Raw genomic sequence first — 25,023 nt, 5'->3', positions numbered from 1 at the left:
GGCCGCCCCGACACCGCTCGCACCGAAGGGAACGAGGCCGTGCACCCGTCCGACACCCCGGCCGCCGACACCGCCGCCACTGCCGACGCCGTGAGGACCGCGCCCGCCTCCGGCCTCCAGCGCGGCCTCTGGTTCCTCGACCGCCTCGACCCCGGCGCCGTCACCTACACCACCCCCTGGACGTACGAGGTCACCGGCCCGCTCGACCTCGACCTGCTGGCCCGGGCCCTGGACGCCGTCACCGCCCGGCACGAGGTGCTGCGCACCACCTTCGCCCTGCACCCCGACGGCCCCCGCCAGCACGTCCACCCCGGGCTCGCCGTCCCGCTCGCCGTCACCGACCTGCGCACCCTGCCGCAGGGAGAACGCAACGCCCGCGCCGAGGAGTTGATCGCCGAACGGGCCGCCGAGCCGTTCGACCTCGCGGCCGGCCCGCTGCTGCGCGCCGAGGCGCTCCGGCTCGCCGACGAGCGCACCACCCTGCTGTTCGTCGTCCACCACATCATCTGGGACGGCTGGTCGGCCGATCTCTTCGAGCGTGAACTCACCGAGCACTACCGGGCGTTGATCGAGGGCCGGACCGCAGAGGCGCCCGCCCTCGGTACCCAGTACGCGGACTGGGCGGAGGAGGAGCGGCACACCTCCTACGAGGAGCACCTGGCGTACTGGAAGGACCGCCTGGACGGCGCCCCGACCCTGCTCGACCTGCCCGGCGACCGCCCCCGGCCGGCCGAGCGCGGGGAGCGCGGCGGCACCGAGCACTTCGGCCTCGCCCCCGGCAGCGCCGCCCGGGTCCGGGCGCTGGCCGAACAGGAGGGCGTCACCCCCTTCACCGTCCAGCTCGCCGTCTTCGCCCTGCTGCTGAACCGCTGGACCGGCGCCGACGACCTGCTCGTCGGCACCCCCGTCACCATCCGCAACCGCCCCGAACTCGCCGACCTGCTCGGCTACTTCGTCAACCTGCTGCCCCTGCGGATCCGGCTCGCCCCCGACGCGGGCTTCCGCGGGCTGCTGGCCGACATCCAGGACGGCGCCTTCGACGCCTTCGGCTACCTCGACCTGCCCTTCGACCAGTTGGTGGACCACCTCGGCACCGCCCGCACCCCGCAGCACCCGCCGCTGGTCCAGGTGGTGTTCGGCGCCCACAGCGAGGACAACACCCCGCTCGCCCTCGGCCCGGCCGCCGCCCGCCGCACCGTCCGCGCCAACGGCACCAGCAAGTTCGACCTCACCTGGTCGGTCTTCGAACCCGTCGGCGACGGTGGCGGGGAGATGCGCGGCGAGGCCGAGTACAACGGCGACCTGTTCGACCCCGGCACCGTCCGCCGGCTGGCCGCCGACTACGCGGCCCTGCTGGACGCCGCCCTCGCCGACCCGGACGCCACCGTGCTGCGGCTCACCGCCGCCCCCGCCGCCGCCCCCGCCGCAGGGGCCCGGCCCCGCCCCGCCCGCCTCGACGACGGCCACTGCCTGCACCACCTCTTCGAACGGGCCGCCGACGCGCACGGCGACCGCCCGGCCGTCGACAACGGGCGGGAACGCCTTGACTACGCCGAACTCGACCGCCGCGCCAACCGGCTGGCGCACACCTTGACCGAACGCGGCGTCCGCCCCGGCGACCGGGTCGGCCTGCTGCTGGAACGCACCGCCGCCGTGCCGGTCGCGATCCTCGCCGTCCTCAAGACCGGCGCCGCCTACGTGCCGGTCGACCTCACCGCCCCCGCCGACCGGGCCGCCCTGGTCTTCGCCGACACCGCCGTGCGGGCCGTCCTCACCGACCGCCCCGACCGGGCCCCCGACGGCCCCTGGCAGACCCTCGACCTCACCCCCGGCAGCGCCGGCGCCGCCGAGGTCGCCGCCCGCCCCGACACCCGCCCGCCCGCCGTCGGCCGCCCCGGCGACCTCGCCTACCTGATCTTCACCTCGGGCTCCACCGGCCGCCCCAAGGGCGTCGCCGTCGCCCACGAGCACGTCAGCCGGCTGCTGGACTCCGGCCGCGAGCACTTCGGCTTCGGCCCGGACACCACCTGGACGCTCTTCCACAGCTACGCCTTCGACTGGACCGTCTGGGAACTCTGGGGCGCGCTGCTGCACGGCGCCCGGCTGCTCGTCGTCCCCTACCTGACCAGCCGCTCGCCCGAGGAGTTCACCGAACTCCTCGACACCGAGCGGGTCACCCACCTCTGCCTCACCCCGTCCGCGCTGCGCCAGCTCGAACCGGCCCTGCGCCGCCGCCCCCGCGCCCTCCCCGCCCTGCGCTGGATCATGCTCGGCGGCGAGGCACTCGACCCGGGCGTGGTCCAGCGCTGGCACGACCTCGACCCGCTGCCGCCCGCCCGGCTGTGCAACCTGTACGGCATCACCGAGACCACCGTGCACGTCACGATCCACGACGTGGCCGAGGGCGGCGCCGGCTTCGAACGCAGCCTGATCGGCGAGCCGATGCCGCACCTGACCGCCGCCGTCCTGGACGACTGGCTGCGGCCCTGCCCGCCCGGGGTGCCCGGCGAGCTGTACATCGGCGGCGGCAGCCTCGCCCACGGCTACTGGGGGCGCCCCGGCCTCACCGCCGGCCGCTTCGTCGCCGACCCGGCCGGACCGCCCGGCGCCCGCCTCTACCGCACCGGCGACGTCGCCCGGCGGCTGCCGGACGGCGGCCTCGAATACGTCGGCCGCGCCGACTTCCAGGTCAAACTGCGCGGCTTCCGGATCGAACTCGGCGAGATCGAGAACGCCCTCGCCGCCCATCCCGAGGTCGACGCCTGCGTGGTGACCGTCCACGAGGACCGGCTCGCCGCCTACGTCACCGGCCGCGCCCCGGCGGACGTCCACGAGTTCCTCGGCCGCTCGCTGCCCGCCTACATGGTCCCGGCGAGCGTCACCGTGCTGGACGCGCTGCCGCTGACCGTCAACGGCAAGGTCGACCGGGCCGCGCTGCCCGCCCCCGGCCGCGCCGCGCCCACCCGGGCCGGCCGGCACGTCGAGGCCCGCAGCCCGGAGGAGGAGCTGTTCGCCGCCGTCTGGACGGAGGTGCTCGGGGTGTCCGGGATCGGCGTCCACGACGACTTCTTCCACCTCGGCGGCGACTCGATCCGGGCCGTCCAACTGGCCGGCGCCCTGCACGACCGGGGCTGGCAGGTCACGCTGCGGGACGTCTTCAACGCGCCCACCGTCGCCGCCCTGCTCCCGCTCGCCCGGCCCGTCGAGGCCGACCCCGGCGCCGACCCGCCGTTCGCGCTGATCGACGAGGAGGACCGCGCGGAGCTGCCGCCCGGGATCGTCGACGCCTACCCCATGGTGTCCATGCAGCTGTCGATGGTCTTCCACATGGAGGTCGCCGGCGGCACCGACAGCTACCACAACGTCAACTCCTACCGGATCAGCGGCGACCTCGACGAGACCGCGTTCCGCCGCTCGGTCAACGAGGCGATGGCCCGCCACGCCGTGCTGCGCACCGGCCTCGACCTGTCCGGCTACGGCGAACCGCTCCAACTGGTGCACGGCACCCTGCCCGCCCCGGTCGAGTTCGCCGACCTGCGCGACCGGCCCGGGACGGAACAGGACCCGGAGGTCCGCGCCGTCTTCGAGGACCACCGCGACCGGCCGTTCGACCTCGCCGAACCCCCGCTGTTCCGGATCACCGTGCAGCGGCTCGCCGACCGGGCCTTCCAGCTCACCGTCTCCGAGCACCACGCGATCCTGGACGGCTGGAGCTTCACCTCTCTGCTCACCGAGATCCTCGAACGGCACACCGCGCTCACCGCCGACCCGGCCACCGCCCCCGCCCCGCCGCCGCGCACCGCCTTCCGCGACTTCGTGGCCGTCGAACGCGCGGCCACCACCGACCGGGACTCGCTCGCGTACTGGCACCGGCGGCTCGACGGCGCCACCGGCCAGCTCTGGCCGGGCAGTGAGGACGTCCACGAGCTGCCGCGCACCGTGGAACGGGTGCTCCCCGACGCGCCGGGGCAGCTGCGCGCCGTCGCCGACGCGCTCTGCGTCCCGGTCAAGTCCGTCGCGCTCGCCGCCCACCTGTACGCCCTCGCCCGGATCACCGGACGGCGGCGGGTCACCACCGGGCTGGCGATGAACGGCCGGCTCGAACGGCTCGGCGGCACCGAGGTCTACGGGCTCTTCCTCAACACCGTGCCGCTGGTCGCCGAACCGGGCGAGGACCTCGCGGCACTGGTGCGGCACGTGCACCGGGAGGAGCTGGACATGATGCCGCACCGCCGGGTGCCGTTCGCCCGGCTGGCCCGGATGATGGCCGACACCGCGCTCGACAGCCAGTTCGGCTACCTGCGCTTCCACGCCCTGGGCCGGCTCAGCGCGGCCCGGATCGAGGACGGCCGGATCGGCAGCGAACCCACCTACCGGCACGAGCCCAACAGCTTCACCTTCGGCGCCTCGCTGATCCAGGACCCGGCCTCGCAGCGGGTGCTGCTCGCGGTGGACCACCAGCGGGCGCTGGTGGACGACGCCACGGCGGAGGAGTTCATCGACACCTACACCGGCGCCCTGGCCCGGCTCGCCCGGGAGGTCTGACCGGGTTCGTCGACGAGGGGTGGCGCCGGTGCCCGACCGCGGGCAGCTGTCCGGTGCCCGGCCCCACCCCTCCCTGCCCCCTCGCCGCGTGCCCCTCTGACTTCGCACCACCGCTGGACCCGCTGAACCTGCACCGCCGCCCCTGTCCGACCTCATCGAGATCGAGGAGTACCCCGCCGTGACCACCTTCGCCGATCCGGCCGCCACCACCCCCGCCGCTCCCGGGGCCGCCGCTCCCGGGGCCCAAGCCCCCGCCGCTCCCGCCGACCTGCTGGCCCGGCTGCGCGCCGCCGTCGCCGCCCACCCGGCGCGGACCGCCGTGCACGCCGCCGACGGCAGCCTCGACTTCGCCGCCCTGGACCGCCGCACCGCCGCCCTCGCCGCCGCCCTCCGGGCCCGCGGCGTGCGCCGCGGCGACAAGGTCGGCGTCCACCTCGCCCGCACCCTGGACCTGCCGGTCGCGCTGCTCGCCGTCTGGCGGGCCGGCGCCGCGTACGTCCCGCTCGACCCGGCCTACCCGGCCGAGCGGATCACCTTCATGGCCGCCGACGCCCGGCTCGCCGCCGTGGTCAGCGCCGAGGCGGCCCCGCCCGTCCCGGCCGGTGTCCCGGTGCTCCGCCCCGACGCCGCCGCTCCTGTCGAGGAGACCGACGCCGCCGCCTTCGCCCCGGACCCGCTGGACTCCGCCTACGTCATCTACACCTCCGGTTCCACCGGCCGCCCCAAGGGCGTCGAGGTGCCGCACGGCGCCGTCGCCGACCTCGCGGCCGGCCTGGAGCAGGCCGGCGCCTACCGGCCCGGGCCGTCCGTCGTCGCCTGGAACGCCAGCGTCTCCTTCGACGCCTCCGTCCAGCAGTGGATCCGGATCTGCCGGGGCGACACCCTGGTGGTCGTCGACGACGCCCGGCGCGCCGACCCGGCCCGGCTGGCCGCGCTGCTCGCCGAGCACGCCGTCACCGACTTCGACCTGACGCCGTCGCACTGGCAACTGCTGCGCGAGCAGCTGACCGGCGCCGCCGTGCCGCGCCTGTTCATGGGCGGCGAGCCCGTCCCCGGCGGCACCTGGCGCGAACTCGCGGACGGCGGCATCGACGCCTTCAACCTGTACGGGCCGACCGAGTGCACGGTCGACGCGATCACCGCCCGGATCACCGGCCCCGGCCCGCACCTGGGCGAGCCGCTGCCCGGCGTGCGCGTCCACCTGCTGGACGAGCGGCTGCGGCCGGTCACCGGGACCGGCACGGTCGGCGAGCTGTACCTCGCCGGGCCCGGCCTCGCGCACGGCTACGCCGGACAGCCGGGGCTGACCGCCGGCCGCTTCGTCGCCGACCCGTTCGCGACCGCGCCCGGCGCCCGGATGTACCGCACCGGCGACCAGGCCCGCCGCTCCGCCGAGGGCCTGCTCGAGTACGTCGGCCGGGTCGACCGCCAGGTCAAGCTGCGCGGCTTCCGGATCGAACTCGGCGAGGTCGAGCACGCGCTGGCGGCGCTGGACGGCGTCACGGCCGCCGCGGTGACCGTGCACGAGCCCGCCCCCGGCGACACCCGCCTGGCCGCGTACGTGACCGGGACGGCCGCCGCGCCCGCCGCGTTGCTGGCCGAACTGCGCCGCACCCTGCCCGCGCACCTGGTGCCGGCCACCGTGACCGTACTGGCGGCGATGCCGCTCACCCCGAACGGCAAGGTCGACCACCGGGCGCTGCCGGTCCCGGCCGCCGAGGCGGCGCCGGAGGCGACCGGCGGGGGAGTGGCGGAGCAGGTCGCCGAGGTGTGGCGGACCGTGCTCGGCGTCCCCGAGGTGCTGCCCGCCGACGACTTCCTCTCGCTCGGCGGCCACTCGCTCGCCGCGCTGCGGGTCGTGCACCTGCTGCGCCGCAAGCTGAACGTCGAACTCCAGCTCCGGCACCTGCTGGACGCCGCCGACCTGGCCGCGTTCACCGAGGCCGTGCTGCGCGCCGCCGAGGCCGGCCCTGCCGCCGCCCGCCCGGCCCTCACCGCCCGCCGCCCGGCCGTCCGATGAACCCGACGACCCCCGGCGCTGCCCCGCGCCCGCCGCTGACCGCGCGCCCGCGCCCGGCCGCCGCCTCGCTGCCCACCACCCCGCTGCGCGCCACCCCGCCCGTCCGCCGCGCCCCTGCCACCGCCCCGGCCGTCACTCCCGCCCGCGCCGCCACCGCCACCCGCCCGCGGATCGAGGGCGACTGGTTCCTCCTCCCCGCGCCCCGACCCGACGCCCCCGTCCGGCTGTTCTGCTTCCCGCACGCCGGCGGCGACGCCACCGCCTTCACCCCGCTGGCCCGGGCCCTCGCCCCCGCCGCCGAGGTCTGGGCGCTGCGCCCGCCGGCCCGCGGCGGTCGCAGCCGCGACCCGATGCCCGCCGACTTCGCCGCGCTGGCGGCCGAGGTCGCCGCGGCGATCGCCCCGCACCTCGCCCCCGGCCGCCGGGCCGCGTTCTACGGCCAGAGCTTCGGCGCCCTGCTCGCCTACGAGGTGGCCCGGGCGCTGCCCGCCGACCGCCGCGCCGGGCTCGTGGTGGTGGCCGGGGCGCCCAGCCCGGCCGAGTGGAGCGAGCGGGAGTCCAAGGACCTCGACGCGGCCCGACTCCTGCGCCTCACCGGCCTGGAGGAGCTGGTCAGCGCCGATCCCGAGCTGGTGGAACTCGCCCTCGCCGGTATCCGCACCGACCTCGCGGTCAGCGCCACCTACCGCCACCGCCCGCACCCGCCGCTCGCCTCCGCCCTGTGCGCGCTGGCCGGGGCCGACGACCCGATGCTCGCCACCACCGACCTCTCCGGCTGGGCCGCCCACACCCGGGGCGCCTTCGAGCAACTGGTCCTGCCCGGCGGGCACCTGCTCGCCACCGTCGACCGGCCCGGCCCGGTCGACCTCCTGACCTCCCTGCTCTCCGGCCGCGCGGCGGCCGACCCCACGTCCAGCACCGCCAGTGCCACCGCCACCGCCACCGAGGAGCAGCCGTCATGGTGACCACCACCTCCGTCGATCTCACCGACCCCGCCCTGTGGGCGCACCCCGATACCCCCGCCCTGGTCGCCGAGCTGCGCCGCGAGGCGCCCGTCCACCGCACCGAGAGCCTGGACGACGGCCCGATCTGGTCGGTGATGACCTACAAGGAGTCGGCCGACGTCCTGCGCAACGCGGCCGTGTTCAGCTCCGAGTCCGGTTCGCTGCTGGGCGCCGGGGTCGGCAACGTCCCGGTCGGCTCGGGCCGGATGATGGCCCTCACCGACCCGCCCAAGCACCGCGAACTGCGGGCGCCCGCCAACCCGTTCTTCTCCAAGGGCGGCGTGCGCGGAGCCTCCCGCTCGATCGCCGAGCGGGCCGGCGAGCTCTTCGACCGGGCCGTGGAGCAGGGCGAGGCCGACCTCGTCGACGTGGTCTCCGCACTGCCGCTGGCCGTCATGTGCGACCTGCTGGACGTCCCGGAGAAGGACCGCGACATGATGGTCCGGGTCTGCGACGTGGCCTTCCTGGGCGCCACCCCGGAGGAACGGCGGGCCGGGCACCAGCAGTTGATCCCCTACCTGATGCACCAGGTGATGCTGCGGCGGACCGACCCCAGGGACGACCTCATCTCGATGATGGCCACCTACAAGGTCAACGGGCGGCTGATGCCGGTCGAGGACGTCGTGCTCAACCTGGACAACATCGTCGTCGGCGGCGTCCAGACGGTCCGCCACACCGCCGCGATGGGCCTGCACACCCTGGTCCACCGGCCGGACCTCTGGCAGGCGCTGCAGCGCGGCGAGGTGGACATGGACTCCGCCGTGGACGAGCTGCTGCGCTGGACCTCGGTCGGGCTGCACACGCTGCGCACCGCGACCCGGGACATCGAGCTGGCGGGGCGGCAGATCCGCCGCGGCGACCGGGTCGCGGTCTGGGTGTGGTCGGCGGACCGGGACCCGGAGGCGTTCGAGGCGCCGGAGGAGATCCGGCTCGACCGCTCGCCCAACAAGCACCTGGCGCTGGGCCTGGGCGCCCACTACTGCATCGGCGCGCCGCTGGCGAAGGCCGAGCTGAGCGCGCTGTTCTCGGCGGCGCTGGAGCGGGCGGCGACGATCGAACCGGCCGGTCCGGTCGAGTACAACCGCTCGATCATCAACTTCGGCCTGGACCGCTTCCCGGTCCGGCTGACCCCGCGCTGACCTGCGCCGGGAGCGCCCCGAACGCCCCTCACCGACCACCCCCGTTCCATCCCCGCGCCACCCCCGTTCCACCCCCGTACCCACCCCGTGCGCCCGAGGCCCGCGCAGGAGGACGGCAGTCCAGGAACTGCCGCTCACCTGCCGGGCCTTGTGCCGCTTCCGGCCCCGGCCCGCACCTACCTTCGAATCACACCGCACCGCGCCACCACCTCACCGAGGAGAGCACCGTGAGCAACCCGTTCGAGGACGACAACGCCGGCTACCTGGTCCTGGTCAACGACGAGAACCAGCACTCGCTGTGGCCGGTCTGGATCGACGTGCCGGCCGGCTGGACCACCGTCCACGGCGAGGCGCCCCGCCAGGAGTGCCTGGAGTGGATCGAGACCAACTGGACCGACATCCGCCCGGCCTCGCTGGTCGCCGGCCTCGACCGCCGGTGAGCGCCGCCATGGTGACCTGGGAGCTGAACCCCGGCCGACCGGCCCTCCTCCGAGTCCCGGCCGTCGCCGACCTCGCCGAGGGCTGCGCCTGGCTGCGCGAGCACGAGGCCGAGCTGACCGCCGCGCTGCACGAGCACGGCACGGTCTTCCTGCGCGGACTGCCGGTCGCGGCCACCGAGGACGTCGCCGCCGTCCGGGACGTGCTGATCCCCGAGCCCACCCCGTACCGGGAGAAGGCCACCCCGCGCAGCGACTTCGGCAACGGCGTGTTCTCGTCCACCGACCTGGCGGCCGCCCTGCCGATCCGGATGCACAACGAGAACAGCTACACCCTGACCTTCCCCGGCCGGCTGCTGTTCGCCTGCCTGGTCGCCCCGGAGGAGGGCGGCGCCACCCCGACCGCGGACGTCCGCAAGGTCCTCGCCGGGCTGCCGCCGCACCTGGCCGAGCGCGGCCGGAGCTCCGGCTGGACGCTCGGCCGCAGCTACTCGGAGTACGTCTCGCTGCCGTGGCGGACCGCCTTCGGCACCGAGGAGCCCGCCGAGGTGGAGCGGTACTGCCGGGAGAACGGCATCACCTGGGAGTGGCTGGAGGACGGCACGCTCCGCACCGACCAGCTGCGGCCGGCCACCATCCGCCACCCGCACACCGGCGAGGAGGTCTGGTTCAACCACCTGGCCTTCTGGAACGAGTGGTCGCTGGACCCGGACATCCGGGAGGCCATGGTCGAGGAGTTCGGCCCGGACGGCCTGCCGTTCAACACCGGCTTCGGTGACGGCGAGCCGGTCACCCGCGAGGACGTCGAGGCGCTGAACGCCGCCTACGAGGCCGCCACCGTGCGGGAGACCTGGCAGGTCGGCGACGTGATGCTGGTCGACAACGTGCTCTGCGCGCACGGCCGCGACCCGTACCGCGGCGACCGGAAGATCGCCGTCGCGATGGGCCGCCCGGTCGACGTCCTCGACTGCGAGCCGTCCGTCCTCCCGACCACCGCCGTCGCTGCGTGACGGCGCCCCCCACCACATGCCCGTGACGTGAGCAGAGGAAGCACCGTGATCCCGGTTTCGTACGCACAACAGCGTCTCTGGCTGATCGACCAGATCGAAGGGCCGACCGCGCTCTACAACCTGCCGTTCGCGGTCCGCCTGCGCGGTGCGCTCGACCTCGACGCGCTGCGCGCCGCGACGGCGGACGTGGTGGCCCGGCACGAGGCCCTGCGCACGGTGTTCCCGGTGGACGGCCAGGGCGTGCCGGTGCAGCACATCCTGCCGTCGGCGGAGGCGGGAACCGCCTTCACGACGGTCGAGTGCGCGCCGGCCGACTACGCGGCCCTCCGGGACCGGGCCGCCGCCCACACCTTCGACCTGAGTGCCGAAACGCCCATCCGGGTCACGGTCTTCTCGCTCACCCCGACCGGGGGGGAAACGGAAACCCCCGAGCACGTGCTGCTCGTCGTGCTCCACCACATCGCCGGTGACGGCTGGTCGCTCGGCCCGCTGCTGCGCGACCTCGCCGCCGCCTACACCGCCCGCCTCGCCGGCGCCGAACCGGACTGGGAGCCGCTGCCGGTCCAGTACGCCGACTACGCCCTGTGGCAGCGCGAGCTGCTCGGCGAGGAGTTCGACCCGCACAGCCTGATGAGTCGTCAACTCGACCACTGGCGAGGCGTCCTGGCCGGCCTGCCGGAGGAGCTGGAGCTGCCGGCGGACCGCCCCCGGCCGTCCGTGCCCACCGGCGCCGCCGACGCCGTCCCGTTCACCCTCGGCCCCGAACTGCACACCGCGCTGGCCGAGTTGGCCCGCCGCCACCGGGCCACCCTGTTCGCCGTCCTCCAGGCCGGTCTGGCCGCGCTGTTCACCCGGCTCGGCGCCGGCACCGACATCCCGCTCGGGACCGGTGTGGCCGGCCGCTCCGACGAGGCCCTGAACGACCTGGTCGGCTTCTTCGTCAACACCCTGGTGCTGCGCACCGACACGTCGGGCGACCCGTCCTTCGCCGAACTCCTGGGCCGGGTCCGGGAAACCCAGCTGGACGCCTTCGCCCAGCAGGACGTGCCGTTCGAGCGGCTGGTCGAGGAGGTCAACCCGGCCCGCGCGCTCGGCCGCCACCCGCTGTTCCAGACCCTGCTGGTGCTCCAGAACCACGAGGAGGGCGAACTCGGCCTGCCCGGGCTGGAGTCGGCGCCCGAACCGCTGGGTCTGCGGGTCGCCAAGTTCGACCTCAACATCGGCGTCACCGAGCGGCACACCGAGGACGGCACCCCGGCCGGGCTCGAGGGCTCGGTCGAGTACGCGGCCGACCTGTACGACCGGGCCACCGTCGACGGGCTGTTCGCACGCTTCGGCCGGCTGCTGGCCGCCGCGGCCGCCGACCCCGGGGCGCCGATCGGCACCCTGGACATCCTCGCCCCCGAGGAGCGTGCCCGCCTCGCCGAGGACTGGAACGCCACCGCCGCACCGGTGCGCACCGGTTCGCTGCCCGAGCTGTTCGCGGCACAGGCCGCCCGCACCCCGGACGCGGTCGCCCTCGCCCACGACGGCGGCGAGGTCGGCTACGCCGAACTCGACGCCCGGGCCAACCGGCTCGCCCACCACCTGATCGCCGCCGGCGTCGGCCCGGAGTCCCCGGTCGCGCTGCTGATGGAGCGCTCGGTGGACCTGGTCGTCGCCACCCTCGCCGTGCTCAAGGCCGGCGGCTGCTACGTGCCGATGCACGCGAGCCTGCCGCCCGAGCGGATGACCGCGCTGCTCGCCGACACCGCCGCGCCCGTGCTCGTCACCGACCGCGCCGAACCCGGCTTCGCCCACGACGCCGTCGTGGTCCGCCCCGGCGACGAGGCGGGGGCGCCCGACCACGACCCCGGCGTGCCCGTCCACCCGGACCGGCTCGCCTATGTGATGTTCACCTCCGGCTCCACCGGCACCCCCAAGGGCGTCGCCGTCCGCCACCGCGACGTGGTCGACCTCGCCGACGACCGGCGCTGGCGCGACGGCCGGCACGAGCGGATCCTGCTGCACTCCCCGCACGCCTTCGACGCCGCCACCTACGAGCTGTGGACGCCGCTGCTGCACGGCGGCACCGTCGTCGTCGCCCCGCCCGGCACCATGGACGCGGCCGCCCTGCACGCCGTCGCCACCCGGCACGGCGTCACCGCGGTCTTCCTCACCAAGGCGCTGTTCGACCTCATCGCCGAGCAGGCCCCGGAGACCTTCCGCGCCCTGCGGACGGTCTGCACCGGCGGCGAGGCGGCCTCCGGCACCCTGCTGCGCCGGGTCCTGGAGCACTGCCCCGAGCTGTTGCTCGCCCACGTCTACGGGCCCACCGAGGCGACCACCTTCGCCACCCACCACCACCTCCGCCCGGCCGACCTGGACGGCGCCCGGGCCCCGATCGGCGGCCCGCTGGACAACATGCGCGCCCACGTCCTGGACGCCCGCCTCCAGCCGGTGCCGCCCGGCGTGCCCGGCGAGCTGTACATCGCCGGGGCCGGCCTGGCCCGCGGCTACTGGCGCCGGGCCGCGCTGACCGCCGAGCGCTTCGTCGCCGACCCGCACGACCCGTACGACCCGCACGACCCGGATGCCCAGGCCGGGAGGCCGGGAGGCCGGATGTACCGCACCGGCGACCTGGTGCGCCGCCGGGCCGACGGCGCGATCGAGTTCCTCGGCCGGATCGACGGCCAGGTCAAGCTGCGCGGCTTCCGGATCGAACTCGGCGAGATCGAGGCCGTGCTCTCCCGCCACCCCGCCGTCCGCCAGGTCATCGTGGTCGCCCGCGAGGACCGCCCCGGCGACACCCGGCTGACCGGCTACTGCGCCGTGACGGCCGAGGCCCTCGACGGGCGGCCCGCGCTCGCCGCCGAGCTGAAGGAGTTCGCCGCCGCCGGCCTGCCCGGCTACATGGTGCCCTCCGCCGTGGTGGTGCTGCCCGCGCTGCCGCTGAACGCCAACGGCAAGGTCGACCGGCGCGCCCTGCCCGCCCCCGAACTCGGCGCCGACCCGGCCGGCCGCGCCCCGCGCGACGAGCGCGAGCGGGCCCTGTGCGCGCTGTTCGGCGAGATCCTCGGCATCGGGGACATCACCGTCGACGACGACTTCTTCGCCCTCGGCGGCCACTCGCTGCTCGCCACCCGCCTGGTCGGCCGGGTCCGCGCCGACCTCGGCGCCGAACTCGCCATCGGCGACCTCTTCCGGGCCCCGACCGTCGCCGCCCTCGCCGCCCGGCTCGCCGACGGCCCGGCCCGCCCGGCCCTGCTCCCCGAGGAGCGCCCCGAACACCTGCCGGTGTCCTTCGCCCAGCGCCGCCTGTGGTTCCTCGGCAAGGCCGAGGGCCCCGCCGCCACCTACAACGTCACCCTCGCCCTGCGGCTGTCCGGCCCGCTCGACACCGCCGCCCTGGAACGCGCCCTCGGCGACGTGGTCGCCCGGCACGAGTCGCTGCGCACCGTCTTCACCGAACTCGACGGCGTGCCGCACCAGCGGGTCCTCGACGGCCCGCCCGGACCGCTGCTCACCGTCACCGACCGTCCGGCGCAGGACCTCGTCGGCCACCTCTTCGACCTGGCCGAGGACATCCCGCTGCACGCCTACCTGTGCCCCGAGGGGCCCGGGGAGCACGTGCTCACCCTGGTGCTGCACCACATCGCCGGCGACGGCTGGTCGCTGCGCCCGCTGTTCCGCGACCTCGCCGCGGCCTACACCGCCCACCGCGACGGCACCGCCCCCGAGCCGCGTCCACTGCCCGTCCAGTACGCCGACTACACCCTCTGGCAGTACCGGCTGCTCGGCGACGACACCGACCCGCGCTCCCTGCTGGGCCGTCAGCTCGACCACTGGCGCCAGGCCCTGGCCGGCCTGCCGGACGAGCTGCCGCTGCCGCTGGACCGCCCCCGCCCGCCGGTGCCCACCCACCGCGGCGACGTCGTCGAGCTGGACCTCGACGCCGCCCTGCACGCCCGGCTCGCCGAGCTGGCCGGCCGGCACGGCGTCACCCTGTTCATGGTGCTCCAGGCCGCCTGGGCCACCCTGCTGCACCGCTTCGGCGCCGGGGACGACATCCCGATCGGCACCCCGCTGGCGGGCCGGCTCGACCCCGCCCTGGACGACCTGGTCGGCTTCTTCGCCAACACCCTGGTGCTGCGCACCGACCTGAGCGGCTCGCCCCGTTTCACCGAGCTGCTGGCCCGGGTCCGGGAGGCCGACCTGGCCGCCTACGCCCACCAGGACGTGCCGTTCGAGCGGCTGGTCGAGGAACTCAACCCGGCCCGCACGCTGGCCCGGCACCCGCTGTTCCAGGTGATGATCGCCTTCGACAACACCACCGGCGGCGGCCCCGAGTTCCCCGGCACCCGCGCCTCCTACGAGCCGCTGGGCCTGCCCACCACCCCCTTCGACCTGACCCTCAACCTGTCCGAGCGCCACCACCCGGACGGCTCCCCGGCCGGCCTCTCCGGCGGCCTGGAGTTCGCCGTCGACCTGTTCGACCGGAGCACCGCCGAGCGGCTCGCCGCCGCACTGGCCGCTCTGCTCGACCAGGTCGCCGAGCAGCCCGGCCGCCCCGTCGCCGAGCTGGACGTGCTCGGCGTCGAGGGCCGCGCGGACCTCGCCCGCTGGCACGACACCGCCCGCCCCGGCGGCGAGCAGCTCGTCCCGGCCGCGTTCGCCGCCCAGGCGGCCGCCACCCCGGACGCCACCGCCCTGGTCTTCGGCGAGCAGCGGCTGAGCTACGCCGAGCTGAACGCCCGCGCCAACCGGCTCGCCCACGGCCTGGCCGGCGCCGGGATCGGCCCCGAGCAGCTGGTCGCACTCGCGGTGCCCCGCTCCGCCGAGTCGATCGTCGCCCTGCTCGCCGTGCTCAAGGCCGGCGCCGCCTACCTGCCGCTGGACGCCGACTACCCGCGCGACCGGCTGGTGGGCATGCTCGCCGACGCCCGCCCGGCCGCCGTGCTCAGCACCGACGCCTGGCCGCTGCCCGAGGTGCTGGCCGGCCACACCGTCCTGCCCGCCGACGCCGCGCCCTGGGCGGAACAGCCCGCCGGGGAACCGGAGGTCGAACTCGGCCCCGAGCACGCCGCCTACGTCATCCACACCTCCGGCTCCACCGGCCGCCCCAAGGGCGTCGTGGTCCGCCACGGCGGCCTCGCCAACCTGCTGGCCTTCCACCGCGCCGGGACCCTCGCCCCCGCCCGACAGGCCCACCCCGGACGGCGGTTCGCCTTCGCCGCGACCGCCTCGCTGTCCTTCGACACCTCGCTCGAAGCGGTGCTCTGGATGGTCGCCGGCCAGGAGCTGCACCTGCTCGACGACGACCTGCGCCGCGACGCGGCCGGCATCGTCGGCTACCTGGCCCGCACCGGCGCCGACACCCTCGACGTCACCCCCGCGCTGGCCGAACGGCTGGTCGAGGAGGGGCTGCTCACCGTCGCCCCGCCCGCCGTGCTGATGATCGGCGGCGAAGCCTGCGGCCAGCAGCTCTGGACCACCCTGAGCGCCGCGCCGGACACCGTCGTGTTCAACCTCTACGGGCCGACCGAGTGCACCGTCGACGCCCTGCACCACCGCCTGGACGGCGCCGTCGCCCGCCCGGTGATCGGCCGCCCGCTGTCCAACCTGCGCGCCCACCTGCTGGACGCCCGGCTGCGCCCGGTGCCGGTCGGTGTGCCCGGCGAGCTGTACCTGAGCGGTCCCGGCCTGGCCCGCGGCTACCTCGGCCGCCCGGCGCTGAGCGCCGAACGCTTCGTCGCCGACCCGTACGACACCGGCGCCCGGATGTACCGCACCGGGGACCTCGCCCGGCGCCGCGCCGACGGCACCGTGGAGTTCCTCGGCCGCACCGACCACCAGGTCAAGGTGCGCGGCTTCCGGATCGAACCCGGCGAGATCGAGGCCGTCCTGACCGCCCACCCCGGGGTGGTGCAGGCCGCCGTCCTGCCGCACCGGGACGGCACCGCCGGCACCCGGCTGGTCGCCCACCTGGCCGTCGCGGCCGGCGCCGACCCCGCCGCGCTCGACCTCGCCTCGGTGCGCGCCCACGTCGCCGCCGCCCTGCCCGACTACATGGTCCCGGCGGCCTTCACCGCCCTGGCCGCGCTGCCGCTCAACGTCAACGGCAAGCTCGACCGGGCCGCCCTGCCCGCCCCCGACTTCACCGCCGCCGCCGGAGCCGGCCGGGCCGCCCGCACCCCGCGCGAGGAGATCCTCTGCGGCCTCCTCGGCGAGGTCCTCGGCGTGCCGGAGGTGTCGATCGACGACGACTTCTTCGCCCTCGGCGGCCACTCGCTGCTCGCCACCAAGCTGCTCAGCCGGGTCCGCGCCACCCTCGGCGCCGAACTCGGCATCCGGGACGTCTTCGAGGCCCCGACCGTGGCCGGCCTGGTCGAGCGCCTCGACGGCGCGGACACCCGCCCGGCGCTGACCGCCGGGGCCCGCCCCGAGCGGCTGCCGCTCTCCCCGGCGCAGCGCCGGCTCTGGCTGATCGACCGGATGGAGGGCCCGTCCGCGCTCTACAACATGCCGTTCGCGCTGCGCCTCACCGGCCTGCTCGACCGGGACGCGCTCACCGCCGCCCTGGCCGACCTGGTCGCCCGGCACGAGAGCCTGCGCACCGTGGTCGCCGAGCACGAGGGCGAGCCCTACCAGCGGATCCTGGCCCCGGCCGAGGCCGCCGTGCCGGTCGAACTCCTGGACTGCGCCCCGGAGTCCGTCGGGGCCGAGGTCGACCGCGCGGGCCGCCGCCCGTTCGACCTGGCGGCCGAGCCGCCGGTGCGGGTCACCCTGCTCCGGGTGTCGGAGTACGAGCACGTCCTCGTCGTCGCGCTGCACCACATCGCCGGTGACGGCTGGTCGATGGGGCCGCTGCTGCGCGACCTCACCGAGGCCTACAGCCTGCGCCTCGGCGGCGAGCAGCCGGTGCTCGAACCGCTCGCCGTCCAGTACGCGGACTACGCGCTCTGGCAGCGCGAGCTGCTCGGCGACGAGGCCGACCCGGAGAGCCTGGTCTCCCGCCAACTCGCTTACTGGCGCGAGGCGCTGGCCGAACTGCCGGAGGAGATCGCGCTGCCGGCGGACCGCCCCCGGCGGGCCGGCAGCTCCCACCGCGGCGACCGGGTCGCGCTGCCGATCGACGCCGGGCTCCACGCCGGACTGGTCGCGCTGTCCCGCGAGCACCGGGTGACGATGTTCATGACCCTCCAGGCCGGTCTGGCCGCGCTGCTCACCCGGCTCGGCGCGGGCACGGACGTGCCGATCGGCTCGGTGGTCGCGGGCCGCACGGACGAGGCGCTGGACGAGCTGGTCGGGTTCTTCGTCAACACCCTGGTGCTGCGCACCGACACCTCGGGGGACCCGGCGTTCGCCGAACTCCTCGCCCGGGTCCGGGAGACCGGCCTCGGCGCCTACGCCCACCAGGACGTGCCGTTCGAGCGGCTGGTCGAGGAGCTCAACCCGGCCCGCTCGCTGGCCCGGCACCCGCTGTTCCAGGTCGCGATGGTGCTCCAGTCCGCCGGGGAGGGGGAGTTGGAGCTGCCCGGCCTGGAGGTCGAGGCGCTGCCCTCGGACACCGGGGTCGCCAAGTTCGACCTCAATGTCACCCTGGAGGAGTTCTTCGGCCCGGACGGCGCGCCCGCCGGACTGGACTGCGCGATCGACTACGCCACCGACCTGTTCGACCGGGAGACGGTGGAGGCGATCGCGGCCCGCTTCGGTCGGCTGCTGGCCGCCGTCGTGGCGGACCCGGCGGCGCCGATCGGCCGGGTGGAGCTGCTGGACGGCGCCGAGCGCGCCGCCCTGCTCGCCCCCGCCGCCGCCCTGCCCGCCGACCTCCCGCTCGTCCCCGCCGCGTTCGCCGCCCAGGTGGCCGCGACCCCGGCCGCCACCGCCCTGGTCTTCGGCGGACTCCGGCTCAGCTACGCCGAGTTGGACGCCCGGGCGAACCGGCTCGCGCACGGCCTGCTGGCCTCCGGCATCGGCCCGGAGTCCGTTGTCGCACTCGCCCTGCCCCGCTCGGCGGAGACGGTCGTCGCCCAGCTCGCCGTACTCAAGGCGGGCGCGGCCTTCCTGCCGCTGGACGCCGAGTACCCGCTGGAGCGCACCGCCCACATGCTGGCCGACGCCCGCCCGGCGGCCGTGCTCAGCACCGACGCCTGGCCGCTGCCCCAGGCACTGGCGGGCCTGACCGTCCTGCCCGCCGACGCCGGCGCCTGGTCGGAGCAGCCCGCCGGGGCCCCGCCGCTGCGGATCGGGGCGGCCCACGCCGCCTACGTCATCTACACCTCCGGCTCCACCGGCCGGCCCAAGGGCGTGGTGGTGAGCCACGGTTCGATCGCCGGCCTGCTGGCCGCCCACCGGGCCGAGACCTTCGGCGAGCCCGAGCGCGTCCACGGCCGGCTGCGCGCCGCGCTGACCGCCTCGCTCTGCTTCGACGCCTCCTGGAACAGCCTGCTCTGGATGGTCGCCGGCCACGAGCTCCACCTCGTCGGCGACGACCTGCGCCGTGACCCGACCGCCCTGGTCCGGCACATCCGAACCACCGGCATCGACGCCCTCAACCTCACCCCGACCTATGCCGAGCAACTCCTCGCCGAAGGTCTGCTGGACAGCGCCGCCCGCGAGGGCACGGCGCCCCGGGTGGTCCTGCTGGGCGGCGAGGCGATCGGCCAGGCCCTGTGGACCCGGCTGCGCGAGGCGCCGCACACCACCGGTCACAACCTCTACGGTCCCACCGAGGCCACCGTCGACACCCTGCTCCAGTCCTACGCGGACTCCGAGCGCCCCTCCCTGGGGCACACCGTGCCCGGCACCCACGCCCACGTCCTGGACGAGCACCTGGGCCCCGTCCCCGTGGGTGTGCCCGGGGAGCTTTACCTGGGCGGTCACAGCCTGGCCCGCGGCTACCTCGGCCGTGCCGCGCTCACCGCGGAACGGTTCGTCGCGGACCCCTTCCGGGCCGGTGAGCGGATGTACCGCACCGGCGACCTGGTCCGGCGCACCCGTGACGGCGGCATCGACTACCTCGGCCGCACCGACCACCAGGTCAAGGTGCGCGGCTTCCGGATCGAGCTCGGCGAGATCGAGCAGGTCCTGGTCCGCCACGCCGCTGTCCGGCAGGCCGTGGTCACCCTGCACGAGGGCGCCGACGGTGACCGGCGCCTGGTCGCCCACTGCGCCACCCCCACCGGGGCGAGCCCCGAACTCGCCCTGGAACTGCGCCGGTTCGCGGCCGAGACGCTTCCGGGCCACATGGTGCCGGCCGCCGTCGTCCCGCTCGCCGCGCTGCCGCTGACCGGCAGCGGGAAGGTCGACCGGCGGGCCCTGCCCGCCCCCGACTTCGCCCTGTTCGCCGGCGGCCGCGCGGCCCGCACCGCGCGTGAGGAACTGCTCTGCGGCCTCTTCGGTGACGTCCTCGGCCTCGACCGGGTCTCCGTCGACGACGACTTCTTCGCCCTCGGCGGCCACTCCCTGCTCGCCATGAAGCTGGCCGGCCGGGTGCGCTCGGTGCTCGGCGCCGAACTCGGCATCCGGGACGTGTTCGAGGCCCCGACCGTGGCCGGCCTGGTCCAGCGTCTGGACGGCGGCGCCGACGCCCGCCCGGCGCTGACCGCCGGGGCGCGCCCCGAGCGGCTGCCGCTCTCCTTCGCCCAGCGGCGGCTGTGGCTGATCGACCGGATGGAGGGCCCGAGCGCCCTCTACAACCTGCCGCTCGCCCTGCGCCTCGGCGGCCCCTTGGACCCGGTCACGCTCGCCGCCGCTCTGGGCGACCTGGTCGCCCGGCACGAGAGCCTGCGCACCGTGGTCGCCGAGCACGAGGGCGAGCCGTACCAGCGGATCGTCCCGGCCGACCGGGCCCGGGTCCCGCTCGACCACCGCACCGCGGCACCGTCCGACCCGGCGGCGGCCGTCGCCGCCTGCGCGGAGGTCCCCTTCGACCTCGCCGCGGACCTGCCGATCCGCGCCCACCTCATGCCTGCCGGGCCCGGGACGGACGAGCACCTGCTGGTCCTCGTCCTGCACCACATCGCCGGCGACGGCTGGTCGATGGACCCGCTGCTGCGCGACCTCGCCGCCGCCTACGCCGCCCGCCGCGACGGCACCGCGCCCGACTGGCGCCGGCTGCCCGTCCAGTACGCCGACTACACGCTCTGGCAGCGCGGACTGCTCGGCGACGAGGCCGACCCGGAAAGCCCGGCCGCCCGTCAACTCGCCTACTGGCGCGAGGCACTGGCCGGACTGCCGGAGGAGATCGCGCTGCCGGTCGACCGCCCCCGGCGGACCGGCACCGGCCACCGCGGCGACCGCGTCGTCCTCCCGCTCGGCGCCAACCTGCACCGCGCGCTCACCGCGGTCGCCCGCGAGCACCGGGTCACGATGTTCATGACCCTGCAGGCGGGGCTCGCCGCGCTGCTCACCCGGCTCGGCGCGGGCACGGACGTGCCGATCGGCTCGGTGGTGGCCGGGCGTTCGGACGAGGCGCTGGACGACCTGGTCGGCTTCTTCGTCAACACCCTGGTGCTGCGCACCGACACGGCCGGCGACCCGACCTTCACCGATCTGCTGTCGCGGGTCCGGGAGGCCCAGCTCGACGCGCACGCCCACCAGGACGTGCCGTTCGAGCGGCTGGTCGAGGAGCTCAACCCGGCCCGCTCACTGGCCCGCCACCCACTGTTCCAGGTGATGCTGCTGCTCCAGGGCGGCACCCCGGGCGCCGCCGGGAGCGGGGACGCGCCGCTCGACCTGGCCGGACTGCCCGCCGCCGTCGAACCGGTCGGAGGCTACGCCGCCAAGTTCGACCTGTCCGTCGGCATGGGCGAGTCCTTCGACGCCGACGGCGCGCCCGCCGGCCTGGAGTGCGCGATCGACTACGCCACCGACCTGTTCGACCGGGAGTCGGTCGAGGCGATCGCCGTCCGCTTCGGCCGCCTGCTGGCCGAGGTCGCGGCGCGACCCGGCCGGCCGATCGGCAGCGCCGACCTGCTGGACGACCCCGAGCGCTCCGCGCTCCTGGCGCCCCCGGCTCCGCTGTCCGCCGAGGTGCCGCTGCTGCCCGCCGCCTTCGCGGCGCAGGCGGCGCGCACCCCGGGGGCGACCGCTCTCGTCCACGGTGCCGTCCGGCTCGACTACGCGGAGCTGGACGCCCGCGCCGAGCGGCTGGCCGCCCGGCTGCGCGCGGCGGGCGCGGGCCCGGACACGGTGGTCGCGCTGGCCCTGCCCCGCTCGGTCGGGACGGTGGTGGCCCTGCTCGCCGTCCTCAAGGCCGGTGCGGCCTCGCTCCCGCTGGACCCGGAGTACCCCGCGGACCGGACGGCGGCGATGCTCGCCGACGCCGCCCCCGCCCTCGTCCTGACCGACGACGGCTGGCCGCTGCCGGAGCTGCTCGCCGGCCTGCCGACCCTCCCGGTGCACTCCGCGGTTCCAGCCGCCCCGGTCGCCCCGGCCGCGGCGCCCCCGGCCGCCCCCGACCGGGCCCACGCCGCCTACGTGATCTACACCTCCGGCTCGACCGGCCGCCCGAAGGGCGTGGTGGTGAGCCACGGGTCGATCGCCGCGCTGCTGGCCCACCACCGGGCCGACACCTTCGGCGAGGCCGGGGACGCCCCCGGCCGGCTGAGGGCGGCCCTGACCGCCTCGCTCTGCTTCGACGCCTCCTGGGACAGCCTGCTCTGGATGATCGCGGGTCACGAACTCCACCTCGTCGGGGACGACCTGCGCCGCGACGCCGCCGCCCTGGTCCGCTACATCCGCACCGCTCGCGTCGACGTCCTCAACCTCACCCCCGGGTACGCCGAGCAACTCGTCGCGGAGGGCCTGCTGGACGGCGACACCGCCCCGCGCCGGATCCTCCTCGGCGGAGAGGCGGTCGGCCAGGCCCTGTGGACCCGGCTGCGCGAGGCCCCCCGCACCACGGCGCACAACCTGTACGGCCCCACCGAGTCCACCGTCGACGCCCTCACCCACCCCTTCTCCGCGTCCGACCGGCCGGGCCTCGGCCGCCCCGTCCTCGGCACCGCCGCCTACGTGCTCGACGAGCGGCTGACGCCCGTGCCGGCCGGTGTCCCCGGGGAGCTGTACCTGTCCGGCGCGGGCCTCGCCCGCGGCTATCTCGGCCGTGCCGCGCTCACCGCGGAACGGTTCGTCGCGGACCCCTTCCGGGCCGGTGAGCGGATGTACCGCACCGGCGACCTGGTCCGGCGCACCCGCGACGGCGGCGTCGACTACCTCGGCCGCACCGACCACCAGGTCAAGATCCGCGGCTTCCGGATCGAGCTCGGCGAGATCGAGCACGTGCTCACCCGCCACCCCGCGGTCCTCGCCGCCACCGTGACGGCCCGTGCGGACGGCCCCGGCGGCCCCCGCCTGGTCGCCTACGTGGTGGCCGCCGCCGGCGCCGCTCCGCCCGACCCGACGGCGCTGCGCGCCTTCGTGGCCGAGTCGCTGCCCGGCTACATGGTCCCGGCCGCGGTCGTCCCGGTCGACGCCTTCCCGCTGACCGGCAGCGGCAAGGTCGACCGCCGGGCCCTGCCCGCCCCCGACCTCACCGCCTCGGCCCTCGGCCGCGCGCCCCGGACCCCGGGCGAGGAGGTGCTCTGCCGACTCTTCGCCGAGGTCCTCGGCGTCACCGGTGTCACCGTCGACGACGGCTTCTTCGACCTGGGAGGTCATTCGCTGCTCGCGATGAGGCTTCTCGGCCGCATCCGTGCCGTCCTCGGCGCCGACCTCGGGATGCGGGACGTCTTCGAGGCTCCCACCGCGGCCGGTCTCGCCCGCCGCCTGGACACCGCCGAGGAGCCCGCCGGCCGGGAGCGGTCGGACGCCCTGGACGTCCTGCTCCCGCTGCGCGCGGGCGGCGGCAGGGCCCCGCTGTTCTGCGTCCACCCCGCCGCCGGCATCAGCTGGGTCTACTCGGGCCTGCTGCGCCACCTCGACCCCGACCGCCCGGTCTACGGCCTCCAGGCCCGCGGCCTGCGCGGCGGCTCCCCGGCGGCCGTCTCCGAGATCGCCGCGGACTACGTGCGGGAGATCCGCGCCGTCCGGCCGCAGGGCCCCTACCACCTGCTCGGCTGGTCGTTCGGCGCGGTGGTCGCCCAGGAGATGGCCGTCCAGCTCCAGGCGGCGGGCCAGGAGGTCGCCCTGCTGGCGCTCCTGGACGGCCTACCGGCCGGACACGCGGCCTCGCACCGGTCCGCCCCGCCGTCCGACGACCCGGTCGAGACCCTCGCCGAGCTGCTCGCCTCGCTCGGCTACGACCCGGCCGACGGACGCGGCCAGGCCGACCTGACCGCCCTGCTCGGCGACGCCGCCGGCCTGCTGCCGGACGTCTTCGAGCACCACCGCAAGCTGATGGCCGAGCATGTGCCCGGCCACTACCGGGGGGCGGCCGTCTTCGTCGGCGCCACCGCCGACAAGCCCGCCGACTGGCCCTACGAGGCCGCCTGGGCCCCGTACTTCTCCGGCGGGATCGCCGCCCACCGGATCGACTGCGCGCACGGCGCCCTGACCCGACCCGAGCCCCTCGCACGGATCGCCGCCGTGCTGGCCGAGACGCTGGAGAGTGACCCGCGATGACCACGAGTACCGTCCCGGTCGAACCGCCCGCAGTGGACGACGGGCCCCGCCGCGGCCGCTGGGGCCTCTGGGCCCAGGGTGACTTCCGCAGGCTCTGGATCGGTGAGACGACCAGCGGCCTGGGCACCGCCGTCGGCAATGTCGCCCTCGCCCTGGTGGCGGTGGTCACCCTGAACGCCTCGCCGTTCATGGTCGGCGTGCTGACCGCCTCCGCGTGGGTCCCGTGGCTGTTCCTCGGCCTGCTGGCCGGCGCCTGGGTGGACCGCTGGCCCCGGTTGAAGGTGATGCTGGTCTGCGACCTGCTGCTGCTGGTGCTGTTCGGCAGCGTGCCGGTGGCCGGCTGGTTCGACGCGCTGACGATGGCCCAGCTGATCGTGGTCGCCCTGCTGGCCGGCGCGGTGAAGGTGTTCTTCTCCACCGCGTACGGCGCCGTGCTGCCCACCCTGGTCGCCAAGGCCGACCTGCTGGAGGCCAACGTCAAGCTGCGCTCCGGGGACTCCGCGGCGGAGATCGCCGGCCCCGGCCTGGCCGGCCTGCTCTCCCAGGTCTTCGGCGCGGCCAGCGGGCTGCTGGCCGACGCGGTCACCTACCTGGTGTCGGCGGTCTGCCTGGGCGGCATCAAGGTGCAGGAGACGCCGCCGCCGAGGTCCGCGCGGCGCGGGCTCCGCCGCGAGATCGGCGAGGGCGTGCGCTTCCTGGCCGGGGATCCGTTCCTGCGCAACCTCGCCCTGTTCGGCGCGGTCGGCAACCTCGGCCTCAACGGCATCCAGGCCGTGCAGACGGTCTTCCTGGTCCGCGACGTCGGGGTCTCGTCCGGCGGCATCGGCGCCGTGTTCGCGGTGGTGTCGGTCGGCGGCCTGGCCGGGGCCGCCCTGGCCGGGCGGATCGCCCGCCGCTTCGGCACCGCCCGCGGGCTGCTGCTCTGCGAGCTGGTCGCCGCGCCGTTCATCCTGCTGCTGCCGCTGGCCGGCTCCCGGCTGCCGCTCGCGGCGAGCGCGGTCGCCTGGTCGGTCGCGGTCTGCGGGGTGATCGCCGGCAACGTCCTGGCCGGCAGCTTCTACCAGTCCTACTGCCCGCCCGCGATGATCGGCCGGATCCGGGCCAGCGCCTCGACCGTCAACTTCAGCGCCATCCCGGTCGGCGCCCTGCTCGGCGGCTGGCTGGGCGAGGTGCTCGGCGCCCGCACCACCATCTGGATCATGGCGGGGGTGCTGCTCTCGGCCGGTGCCGTGCTGCTGGCCGGCCCGCTGCGGGCCCGCCGGGACTTCCCCGAGCGTCCGGCCGCCGCCTGACCGCCCGCCTGACCGCCCGCCCGGCACC

Annotated in this window: 8 protein-coding genes; all 8 read left to right on the top strand. The window is 76.1% G+C overall.

Annotation, left to right across the window (positions count from 1 at the left end):
- Positions 1–39 precede the first annotated feature (39 nt).
- Positions 40–4,545 (top strand): non-ribosomal peptide synthetase, encoded by a 4,506-nt coding sequence (locus SM793_RS27545; RefSeq protein ID WP_320440990.1) that lies wholly within the window; start codon positions 40–42, stop codon positions 4,543–4,545.
- Positions 4,546–4,723: 178 nt separating this feature from the next.
- Positions 4,724–6,565, top strand: a complete 1,842-nt coding sequence (locus tag SM793_RS27540; protein ID WP_320440989.1) for a non-ribosomal peptide synthetase — start codon at positions 4,724–4,726, stop codon at positions 6,563–6,565.
- A complete protein-coding gene (locus SM793_RS27535; protein ID WP_320440988.1) occupies positions 6,562–7,530 on the top strand; it encodes a thioesterase II family protein in 969 nt (322 codons plus the stop codon). Before SM793_RS27540 ends, SM793_RS27535 begins: the two co-directional genes overlap by 4 nt.
- Positions 7,524–8,708, top strand: coding sequence for a cytochrome P450 (locus tag SM793_RS27530; RefSeq protein ID WP_320440987.1), 1,185 nt, complete (start codon positions 7,524–7,526; stop codon positions 8,706–8,708). The genes SM793_RS27535 and SM793_RS27530 overlap by 7 nt, the downstream gene beginning before the upstream one ends.
- A gap of 227 nt (positions 8,709–8,935) precedes the next feature.
- Entirely contained in the window at positions 8,936–9,148 is a 213-nt protein-coding gene (locus SM793_RS27525; protein WP_045943801.1) for an MbtH family protein, read from the top strand.
- An 8-nt stretch (positions 9,149–9,156) separates the two neighbouring features.
- Entirely contained in the window at positions 9,157–10,155 is a 999-nt protein-coding gene (locus tag SM793_RS27520; protein WP_320440986.1) for a TauD/TfdA family dioxygenase, read from the top strand.
- 45 nt (positions 10,156–10,200) lie between these two features.
- Complete coding sequence (locus SM793_RS27515) at positions 10,201–23,703, top strand: non-ribosomal peptide synthetase (protein WP_320440985.1); 13,503 nt, start codon at positions 10,201–10,203, stop codon at positions 23,701–23,703.
- Complete coding sequence (locus SM793_RS27510; protein ID WP_320440984.1) at positions 23,700–24,995, top strand: MFS transporter; 1,296 nt, start codon at positions 23,700–23,702, stop codon at positions 24,993–24,995. Before SM793_RS27515 ends, SM793_RS27510 begins: the two co-directional genes overlap by 4 nt.
- Positions 24,996–25,023 lie beyond the last annotated feature (28 nt).

The sequence above is a fragment of the Kitasatospora purpeofusca genome, from assembly GCF_034043715.1.
In the GTDB taxonomy this organism is placed as follows: domain Bacteria; phylum Actinomycetota; class Actinomycetes; order Streptomycetales; family Streptomycetaceae; genus Kitasatospora; species Kitasatospora purpeofusca_A.
The sequence above is the reverse complement of the archived record's forward strand: the minus strand, read 5'-3'. Positions and strand labels throughout refer to the sequence as shown.